Below are 8003 nucleotides of genomic sequence, written 5' to 3'. Positions count from 1 at the left end.
GATGCAGAGCGACCCGGCGGCCGGTCTGCGCCGTCTCGAGCGCGAGCGTGCCGAGGCTCAGCAGCGGGCGGAAAGCCTGCGGGCCGAACTCGAGAAGGCCCGCACCGCGGCGGTGGACCCGTTCCGCCTCGTGGAGATCGCCCAGCAGACCGCCGATCAGCACACCGCCGAGGCGGACCGGGTCGCCGGGGAGCTGCTGCGCAAGGCCTCGACCGAGGCAGCGCTGCTGGTCAGTGACGCGGAACTGCGGGCCTCGACGGTGGTGGCCGATGCCCGCAGCGTCCACGCCGAGCGGATCGCCGGCCTGGTCACCAGGCGCCGCGACGCCCTGGCCCGGATCGACGCACTGTGCCGCGAGGCCCGGGAACGGCGCGAGTCACTGATCAGTCAGCTGGGGGACCGTCTTCGAGGCATGGACCCGAAACCGGCGAACCGATCGCCGCACTGACCAGCTCCTCCAGCACCCGCCGATCGGACTCCGGCAGACCGTCGAAGATGTCCGGGAGCCGGATCGCCACGTCGCGATACATCGCCCGGCCAATCTCCTTGCCCATCGGTGTGCCGGCCACGCTGCACGCCCGGCGGTCATTGGGGCAGGCCACCCGCTCGACGAGACCGCGGCGCACGGTGCGATCGACAAGCCCGCTGAGGCCGGGTTTGGCCAGGCCGAGCAACTGGGCCAGCTCACTCATCCCGCGGGGCTCGTCCTTGACCGCGCAGAGCAGCTGGGCCTGCGCGACGGTGAGGTCGTGGTCGGCGCAGATCTGCGCGTAGCGCCGCTGGATCAGCACGGAGAGGCGCACCAGGGTGTTGCCGAATCCCGGGGCCGCTGTCATGCACGTCATCCTACCTTGCGGATGTTCGCGCCGCGAACTAGTTTGATTCGCGACGCGAACTTCCACTTTCGCGACGCGAACTTCCACTGAGGAGCACTCTGATGGCCAACGCCTTCGACTCGTACGACATGGCCGGGACCAAGCTGGCCAACCGCATCGCGATGGCTCCGATGACCCGCAGCCGCGCCTACGGGCCCGGCAACACCCCCACCGACCTGATGGCCACGTACTACGCGCAGCGCGCCGGTGCCGGCCTGATCATCACCGAGGGCACCCAGCCGTCGGTGGGCGGCCAGGGCTACATGAACACCCCGGGCCTGCACAGCGACGAACAGATCGCCGGCTGGCGCAAGGTCACCGATGCGGTGCATGCCGAGGGCGGCGTGATCTTCGCCCAGCTCATGCACACCGGCCGGATCAGCCATCCCAGCCTGCTGCCCGACGACCTGCACCCGGTCGGCCCGTCCGCGGTCAAGGCCGACGGCCAGGTCTTCACCCACGAGGGCCCGCAGGTCCTGGTCGCCCCGCGTGAACTGACCGAGGACGAGATCACCGAGACCATCGCCGACTTCGCCTCGGCGGCCCGCAACGCGATCGAGGCCGGCTTCGACGGCGTGGAGATCCACGGCGCCAACGGCTACCTCGTGCACCAGTTCCTCTCCTCCAACGCCAACCGGCGTACCGACGGCTGGGGCGGCAGCGTCGACGGCCGGATCCGCTTCGCCGTCGAGGTCGCCGCCGCGGTGGCCGCGGCGATTGGGGGCGACAAGGTCGGCATCCGGGTCTCCCCGGGCAACCCCTACAACGACATCGCCGAGGAGAACATCGACGAGGTCTACACGACTCTCACGGAGCGGCTGGCCCCGCTCGGCCTCGCCTACCTGCACCTCGTCGAGAACCAGGACCGTGGCCTGACCCGCAGCCTGCGCGAGCGCTGGCCCGCCACGTTCATCGTCAACCCGCCCACGTACCCGGCGCCCACCGGCCCGGAGGCGCTGGCCCTGATCGAGGACGGCACCGCCGACCTGGTCTCCTTCGGCGCGCTCTTCCTGGCCAACCCGGACCTCCCGGCCCGGCTCGCCGCCGGCGGCCCGTTCAACACTCCCGACCCGGCCAGCTTCTACGGCGGCGACGAGAAGGGCTACACCGACTACCCGGCCCTCGACGCCTGACGTCCTCCAGCCCGCCGCCTACGTCCGGGCGGCGGGCCTTCCGGACCGATAACGATCACTTGGTCGTACGGGTGGACAGCGGCGCGCCGGCGGGCGGCCAGACCCTTCGCCTACGCCGGTGCCCCTTGACTGAACCGCCGGCTCGGCCCGGGCTCAACCGCCGACCGGAAGGATCTAAGGTCGTCGGCATGGCGACACGGCTTGTGCAGATCAACATGAAGGCGAAGGACGACAACGCGCTCGGCGGTTTCTGGGCGGAGGCGCTCGGCTGGGCGATCTCGAGCGAAGGCCCCGGCGTGACGAACCTCGAACCTGAGGGCTTCGTCTATCCCGACCCCGTCGCGGTCTGTGTCGACCTTGTCGTCTCCCCGGAACCCAAGAGGGTCAAGAACCGCGTGCACCTCGACCTCGCGGCCGGCTCGGCGGCCCACCGGGCGGAGCTGGTCGCGCGCCTGACCAAGCTCGGCGCGACTCCCGCCGGCGTCGGCCAGGACGATGTGCCGTGGACGGTCCTGGCCGACCCGGAAGGCAACGAGTTCTGCGTGCTGGACTCCCTCTACGACGAGACCGGACCGATCGCGGCCGTGGTGGTCGACTGCCTGGATCCGCGGGCCATGGCCCGGTTCTGGGGCGAGGCCACGGACTGGACCGTGCACGAGGTGACCGGCCGGACCGCCGTGCTGCGTTCGGCTGCGGGTGTCGGTCCGTACCTGCGGTTCGTCCGTGTTCCCGAGACCAAGACCGGGTGGAATCGTGTCCACCTCGACGTCCGCCCGTACCCGGGGGACGACCTGGACGCCGAGGCGGCCAGGCTGCGGACTCTCGGCGCCACCGACGTCGACCTGGGCGATGCCGACATCCATTGGAAGGTCCTCGCCGATCCGGAGGGCAACGAATTCTGCCTGCTCACGCCGGCCTGACCGGGGCCTGCGCGTAGGCCCCGGCCTGGGCCGCCGCGAGAACGGCCTGGGCCGCCGCGAGAACGGCCTGGGTCTAAGCGAACTCCCACATCTGGTTGGCGTTGTGGCCCCAGTTGCAGCCCCACTGCTGGATGACCGCGCCGCTGGCCCGGTTGTCCGCGTGCAGATCGAGGCACTTGTCGGATTCGAGGAGGCGGATCTCCGTCCACCCGTCCTTGCGGACCAGTTTCCAGTCGTCGAAGGCATTTTCCATGCCGCAATCAGCGGCATATACGAGCTGGCCGTTGTCCCGGCCGAAGGCGGTCAGGCATTTCCCGCTCGCCATGTTGATGATCCGGAGATTGTGGTCGTGCCCCTCGAATCTCCATCGATGACTGTCGAGCGAATCGTCGCAGACCCACTGGGTGACGGAGGAGTCGTCGCTCTCCCGGGCGATCAGGCACTTCGACGACAGCCTGTTCCGGATGAGGAGGCCATCGGCGTCGTCCGCACGAGCCGGACCCGGAGGCGCGCCCATGGCGGCGGTGACAAGGGTGATGAGCAGTGCGGATGTGATGGTGGCCCGGGCAGCGGACATGGGTGTTCCTTCGATCTGGGGGCGCGGAGCCGGGGGCGGATTGTGCCGCTGAGCCGTTCTCGCGGTCCGTCTCCCGGCAGCACTGATGCAACCAGGACATCCATTACGCAATGGCGGAATCCGGATGATGACACGGTTGGCTCACCCGTAGCGGTGACGGAAACAGCGCCTGCCTGGGAATACGGTTTCCTATTGGGGAACGGCGTCAGCGTGGCGGTGTGCTTTCGCGGAGCACCACCTGTACCGGAACCTCGACGATGCCGGGAGACTCGTCGGAAAGGGCGAGTTCAAGAGCCCGGCGGCCCAGCTCGCGCAGCGGCACCCGCACCGATGTCAGCGCCGGCGTGACGTCACGGGCGGCGTCGATGTCGTCGAAACCGGCTACCGCGATGTCCCGCCCCGGCGTGAGCCCCGCCTCGCGCACCGCGGTCATCGCGCCGATCGCCATCACGTCGTTCACCGCGAAGATCGCCTCGACGCCGACGCCGACGCCGACGCCGACGCCGACGCCGACGCCGACGCCGACGCCGGGCAGCCGCTCGGCGGTGACGGGCGGGCCCCCGGCCCCGTCCCGCGGGCCCCCGGTGCCACCGCCGGGCCGGGCCTCGGCGGCGCCGCCGAGCAGGAAGGCGGCCGCTCGATGACCGCCGTCGCGGTTGAGGTCGGTGGTGATCACATGCCGGGGTTCCGGCACGATCCCGGCCTGGCGCAACCCGTCCAGGAATCCCTGGCGGCGGTCGTGCGACATCCGGATCCGGTCGTCGCCGTGCACCACCGCGAACCGCCGGTAGCCGAGCCCGGCCAGAGCCTGGGCCAGCCGGAACGCGCCGCCGTGGTGGTCGACGGCAAGGGTGGGGAAGTCGAGGTCGTTGCGGCTCAGCAGGGCCACCCGGCCGCCGGCGCGCCGGTATGTGGCCAGTTCCTCGGCGAGGGCCGCGTAGACACCGTCGTCGTCGACCCGGCTGCCGGCGATCAGGATGACCTTCGGACGGCGGCCGCGCATGGTCCGTACGATCTGCAGGCCCATGTCCGGCGAACGGTCGGTGACCGCCGCGGTCAGGGTGAGCCCCGCCTGGTAGGCGCCCTCGGCCACACCGTCGGCGATGGACGCGAAGTAGGGGTCGTCGACGGCTCCCACGATCAGCGCCACGGTGTTGCTGGAGCCGCGGGCGATGGCCTGCGCGGAGACGTGCGGCGAGTAGCCGAGCCGGGCGGCCGCTTCCTGGACGCGGGCCAGGTTCTCGGCGCGGACACTGCGGTCGCTGCCGTTGAGTGCCCGGGACGCGGTGGCGTAGGAGACGCCCGCCTCGCGTGCCACGTCGTGCAGCGTGACGGTGCCCGTCCGGTCGTGGTCACTCACTCCGCGATTCTGGCACGACGGGATACGGTTTCCGTCGGTGAGGCCGGTTCGCGACGGCGGAGACGCCCCGGCGTGGACGAACCTCACGCGCGCCCGTGCGGCAGTGGATCTCGTTATCCTGTTGCTCACGCCGCGCAACCGTCGCACCCGGAAAGGACGCCAGCTTGCCGCACCGCGCCAGGGATACCGTCACCCTACGTGATGTTGCCGCGGAGGCTGGAGTGTCCGTGGCGACCGCGTCGCGGGTGCTCGGCGGCGGTAATCGGTCGGTGGCGCCGGAGAACGCGCGCAAGGTCGTCGAGGCGGCCACCCGCCTGCGTTACACGATGGACGCCGCGGCTCGGGCGATGAACCGGGGCAGTGACGCGATCGCCCTGGTAGCTGACGATCTGGCGACGCCCGCGGTGGCCGCCGTGGTGGCCGCCATGGAGCGTCAGGCCCGGACCGTGGACGCGTTCGTCACGGTCTCCTCGACCCGCGGCCTGCCCGAGCTGCAGGCGGCGACCGTCCGTACGCTGGCCGGGTTCCGTCCGCGGGCACTGGTGCTGACCAGTACCCGGATCAGCCACGAGTCGCCGGACACCCGGGTTCTCGACGAGTTGCGGGCTTTCGAGCGCAACGGCGGCCGGGTGATCGTCTACGGCAGCGGCAGCGTCCAGCTGCCGTTCGACGCGCTCGCGGTGGACGACCGGTGGTCGGCGCGGCTGATGGGCGAGCATCTGGCCCGGACCGGGCACCGCCGGGCGATCATCCTGGCCGGGACCCGCGAGCGGGCGTACGCCGCCGCCCGTACCTCCGGTTATGTGGAGGGCCTGCTGGCCGCGGGCGCCGACGTGCAGGACATCCGGATCGTGAACTGCGAGGTCAGCCGGCAGGGCGGGTTCGACGCGACGGCTCAGCTGATCCGGGAGGGTCTGGACGGTACGGACGTGCTGGTGGCGATCAACGACACGGTGGCCATCGGGGTGCTCGCGGCCTGCCGCGCGGCGGGGCTCGACGTGCCGGGCCGGGTGTCGGTCACCGGGTTCGACGACGTGCCGCTCGCCAGGGACCTGACTCCGGGGCTGACGACGGTCGCGCTGCCGTTCACCGAGATCGGTGTCCGGGCGATCGAGCTCGCTGTCCGGGGGCGGCCGGAGGGTGGCGGGCCGGCGCGGGAGACGTTCCGTGGCTCCCTCATCGTGCGGGGGAGCACGGGCGTACTCCGGGCGCCTGGGTAAGCGCTTTCCTCCCGCTCGATTCACCTCCGCGAAACACTTGACCGCCCCGCCGTAACGGTTGCAGACTCCGGAATACGGTTTCCAAGATGGAAGGGGGTCGGGTGAGCGCCATCGGCGAACTTCAACGGCTCAACACCTCCACCGGCGGTCCGCCACGCAAGCGCGACACCAGGACCGCCCTCCTGTTTCTGCTGCCCTGGTTCGCCGGGCTCGTGCTGATCACCGCCGGCCCCGTCGCCGCGTCGTTCGTCCTGGGCTTCACCGACTACAACCTGATCCAGCCGCCCGAGTTCAACGGGCTGGAGAACCTCACCCGGATGCTCTCCGACGAGCGGCTGCACAACGCGCTGCGCGTCACCTTCACGTACGTGCTGATCTCCGTCCCGCTGCAACTGGCCTGCGCGCTCGCACTCGCCATGCTGCTCGACCGCGGGATGCGCGGACTGGCGTTCTACCGTTCGGCGTTCTACCTGCCGTCGCTGCTCGGCTCGAGCGTGGCGATCGCGGTGCTGTGGCGGCAGATCTTCGGCGCCGAGGGCCTGATCAACCAGCTCCTCGGCGTGTTCGGGATCCAGGGCAAGGGCTGGATCTCCGACCCGGACACGGCACTGTCCACCCTGATCGTGCTCAACGTGTGGACCTTCGGGGCACCGATGGTGATCTTCCTGGCCGGGCTGCGGCAGATCCCGGTCATGTACTACGAGGCGGCGTCGATCGACGGCGCCGGCCGGTGGACCCAGTTCCGCCGGATCACCGTCCCGCTGCTGTCACCGATCATCTTCTTCAACCTGGTGCTGCAGATCATCCACGCCTTCCAGTCGTTCACCCAGGCGTTCGTGGTCTCCGGCGGCACCGGCGGTCCGTCCGACTCCACCATGTTCTACACGCTCTACCTCTACCAGCGCGGCTTCCACAGCTTCGACATGGGCTACGCCTCGGCCCTGGCCTGGCTCCTGCTGCTCATCATCGCGGCGTTCACCGCGGTCAATTTCTGGGCCGCCAAGCGATGGGTCTTCTACGATGACTGACCTGCGGGAACGCGCCTACAAAGTCCCTGCGGCCGTACCGCAGAGGGAAGTCAAGATCCCCGGGAAAGCTTGCAGCGTCGCCAAGCACACCGGCCTGACCCTGCTCACCCTGGTGATGCTCTACCCGGTGATCTGGATGGTGGTCAGCTCGCTGCGACCCGGCGACGAGATCTTCCGTTCCCCGGGTCTGATCCCCGACGGCCTGGAGTTCAGCAACTACAGCGAGGGCTGGAACGCGCTGTCCTCACCGTTCGGCCACTACCTGATCAACTCGGCGATCGTGGTGCTCGGCTGCATCATCGGCAACCTGGTCTCCTGCTCGATGGCCGCGTACGCCTTCGCCCGGCTCGAGTTCACCGGCAAGAAGATCTGGTTCGCGATCATGCTCGGCACCATCATGCTGCCGATCCACGTGATCATCGTGCCGCAGTACGTGATGTTCTCCCAGTTCGGGTGGGTGAACACGTTCCTGCCGCTGATCGTGCCGAAACTGCTGGCGACCGACGCCTTCTTCGTCTTCCTGATGGTCCAGTTCATCCGTGGACTGCCGCGCGAGCTGGACGAGGCGGCCCGGATCGACGGTGCCGGCCACCCGCGCATCTTCGCGCAGGTCATCCTGCCGCTGATGCTGCCGGCCCTGGCCACCACCACGATCTTCACGTTCATCTGGACGTGGAACGACTTCTTCGGCCAGCTCATCTACCTGACCGACCCGGAGATGTACACGGTGCCGGTCGCTCTGCGCTCCTATGTCGACGCCACCGTCTCCACCTCGTGGGGATCGATGTTCGCGATGAGCGTCGTCTCACTCCTCCCGATCTTCCTCGCGTTCCTCGTCGGCCAGCGGTTCCTGATCAAGGGCATCGCGACCACCGGCATCAAATAACACC

General features: G+C 69.6%; 9 protein-coding genes. 6 read left to right on the top strand and 3 right to left on the bottom strand.

The window, feature by feature from the left end:
* On the top strand, window positions 1-448 hold a 448-nt coding region (locus tag AB0G04_RS43035; RefSeq protein WP_360996168.1), incomplete at its 5' end, for a cell division protein DivIVA.
* Here AB0G04_RS43035 and AB0G04_RS43030 read toward each other — a convergent pair.
* A complete protein-coding gene (locus AB0G04_RS43030; RefSeq protein ID WP_360996166.1) occupies window positions 384-836 on the bottom strand; it encodes a MarR family winged helix-turn-helix transcriptional regulator in 453 nt (150 codons plus the stop codon). The genes AB0G04_RS43035 and AB0G04_RS43030 overlap by 65 nt on opposite strands.
* Window positions 837-937: 101 nt before the next feature.
* On the opposite strand from AB0G04_RS43030, the gene AB0G04_RS43025 reads away from it, so the two are divergent.
* On the top strand, window positions 938-2008 hold the full coding sequence (locus AB0G04_RS43025; protein ID WP_360996164.1) for an alkene reductase: 1071 nt from the start codon (window positions 938-940) through the stop codon (window positions 2006-2008).
* Between the two features lie 188 nt (window positions 2009-2196).
* On the top strand, window positions 2197-2928 hold the full coding sequence (locus AB0G04_RS43020) for a VOC family protein (protein WP_360996161.1): 732 nt from the start codon (window positions 2197-2199) through the stop codon (window positions 2926-2928).
* Between the two features lie 73 nt (window positions 2929-3001).
* Here the strand turns inward: AB0G04_RS43020 and AB0G04_RS43015 are convergent, their stop codons facing one another.
* On the bottom strand, window positions 3002-3505 hold the full coding sequence (locus AB0G04_RS43015) for an RICIN domain-containing protein (RefSeq protein ID WP_360996158.1): 504 nt from the start codon (window positions 3503-3505) through the stop codon (window positions 3002-3004).
* A gap of 205 nt (window positions 3506-3710) precedes the next feature.
* Complete coding sequence (locus AB0G04_RS43010; protein WP_360996155.1) at window positions 3711-4865, bottom strand: LacI family DNA-binding transcriptional regulator; 1155 nt, start codon at window positions 4863-4865, stop codon at window positions 3711-3713.
* Window positions 4866-4960: 95 nt separating this feature from the next.
* Here AB0G04_RS43010 and AB0G04_RS43005 point away from each other — a divergent pair, with 95 nt between their 5' ends.
* The 3 genes from AB0G04_RS43005 (at window position 4961) to AB0G04_RS42995 (ending at window position 7999) form a co-directional block, all read left to right on the top strand.
* Window positions 4961-6085: a LacI family DNA-binding transcriptional regulator gene (locus tag AB0G04_RS43005; RefSeq protein WP_360996152.1), complete on the top strand. Its 1125-nt coding sequence runs from the start codon at window positions 4961-4963 to the stop codon at window positions 6083-6085.
* Window positions 6086-6171: 86 nt separating this feature from the next.
* Window positions 6172-7113: a sugar ABC transporter permease gene (locus tag AB0G04_RS43000; protein ID WP_360996149.1), complete on the top strand. Its 942-nt coding sequence runs from the start codon at window positions 6172-6174 to the stop codon at window positions 7111-7113.
* The gene (locus tag AB0G04_RS42995; RefSeq protein WP_360996146.1) at window positions 7106-7999 is read left to right on the top strand and encodes a carbohydrate ABC transporter permease; all 894 of its coding nucleotides are present in this window, start codon (window positions 7106-7108) and stop codon (window positions 7997-7999) included. Before AB0G04_RS43000 ends, AB0G04_RS42995 begins: the two co-directional genes overlap by 8 nt.
* The last annotated feature ends 4 nt before the right edge of the window (window positions 8000-8003 follow it).

The sequence above is a fragment of the Actinoplanes sp. NPDC023801 genome, from assembly GCF_040639655.1.
Lineage (GTDB): Bacteria > Actinomycetota > Actinomycetes > Mycobacteriales > Micromonosporaceae > Actinoplanes.
Note: the sequence above shows the minus strand (reverse complement) of the source record. Positions and strands in the feature narration are given on the sequence as shown.

Coding starts and splice junctions, on each gene's coding strand:
- AB0G04_RS43015 (WP_360996158.1), bottom strand. CDS start 3,505: ATGTCCGCTGCCCGGGCCACCATCACATCCGCACTGCTCATCACCCTT.
- AB0G04_RS43030 (WP_360996166.1), bottom strand. CDS start 836: ATGACAGCGGCCCCGGGATTCGGCAACACCCTGGTGCGCCTCTCCGTG.
- AB0G04_RS42995 (WP_360996146.1), top strand. CDS start 7,106: ATGACTGACCTGCGGGAACGCGCCTACAAAGTCCCTGCGGCCGTACCG.
- AB0G04_RS43025 (WP_360996164.1), top strand. CDS start 938: ATGGCCAACGCCTTCGACTCGTACGACATGGCCGGGACCAAGCTGGCC.
- AB0G04_RS43020 (WP_360996161.1), top strand. CDS start 2,197: ATGGCGACACGGCTTGTGCAGATCAACATGAAGGCGAAGGACGACAAC.
- AB0G04_RS43000 (WP_360996149.1), top strand. CDS start 6,172: ATGGAAGGGGGTCGGGTGAGCGCCATCGGCGAACTTCAACGGCTCAAC.